Source organism: Streptomyces marokkonensis (genome assembly GCF_008312835.1).
Taxonomy (GTDB): domain Bacteria; phylum Actinomycetota; class Actinomycetes; order Streptomycetales; family Streptomycetaceae; genus Streptomyces; species Streptomyces marokkonensis_A.
Window position 1 is genome coordinate 1 of the sequence record NZ_VSKS01000064.1, and the last position, 1,114, is coordinate 1,114.

Here is a 1,114-nt window from a genome sequence, read left to right on the forward strand (position 1 = left end):
AGGATTTCAGGGGGCAAGGCATAGGCAGCGCGCTTATCAATATATCTATAGAATGGGCAAAGCATAAAAACTTGCATGGACTAATGCTTGAAACCCAGGACAATAACCTTATAGCTTGTAAATTCTATCATAATTGTGGTTTCAAAATCGGCTCCGTCGATACTATGTTATACGCCAACTTTGAAAACAACTTTGAAAAAGCTGTTTTCTGGTATTTAAGGTTTTAGAATGCAAGGAACAGTGAATTGGAGTTCGTCTTGTTATAATTAGCTTCTTGGGGTATCTTTAAATACTGTAGAAAAGAGGAAGGAAATAATAAATGGCTAAAATGAGAATATCACCGGAATTGAAAAAACTGATCGAAAAATACCGCTGCGTAAAAGATACGGAAGGAATGTCTCCTGCTAAGGTATATAAGCTGGTGGGAGAAAATGAAAACCTATATTTAAAAATGACGGACAGCCGGTATAAAGGGACCACCTATGATGTGGAACGGGAAAAGGACATGATGCTATGGCTGGAAGGAAAGCTGCCTGTTCCAAAGGTCCTGCACTTTGAACGGCATGATGGCTGGAGCAATCTGCTCATGAGTGAGGCCGATGGCGTCCTTTGCTCGGAAGAGTATGAAGATGAACAAAGCCCTGAAAAGATTATCGAGCTGTATGCGGAGTGCATCAGGCTCTTTCACTCCATCGACATATCGGATTGTCCCTATACGAATAGCTTAGACAGCCGCTTAGCCGAATTGGATTACTTACTGAATAACGATCTGGCCGATGTGGATTGCGAAAACTGGGAAGAAGACACTCCATTTAAAGATCCGCGCGAGCTGTATGATTTTTTAAAGACGGAAAAGCCCGAAGAGGAACTTGTCTTTTCCCACGGCGACCTGGGAGACAGCAACATCTTTGTGAAAGATGGCAAAGTAAGTGGCTTTATTGATCTTGGGAGAAGCGGCAGGGCGGACAAGTGGTATGACATTGCCTTCTGCGTCCGGTCGATCAGGGAGGATATCGGGGAAGAACAGTATGTCGAGCTATTTTTTGACTTACTGGGGATCAAGCCTGATTGGGAGAAAATAAAATATTATATTTTACTGGATGAATTGTTTTAG

The 1,114-nt window shown here is 42.4% G+C and carries 2 protein-coding genes; both read left to right on the top strand.

Annotated features, from left to right (window positions below):
* A partial coding sequence (locus F1615_RS35410; protein WP_149553132.1) for a GNAT family N-acetyltransferase occupies positions 1-227 on the top strand: 227 nt, incomplete at its 5' end.
* 92 nt (positions 228-319) lie between these two features.
* Positions 320-1,114, top strand: a complete 795-nt coding sequence (aph(3')-IIIa, locus tag F1615_RS35415) for an aminoglycoside O-phosphotransferase APH(3')-IIIa (protein WP_001096887.1) — start codon at positions 320-322, stop codon at positions 1,112-1,114.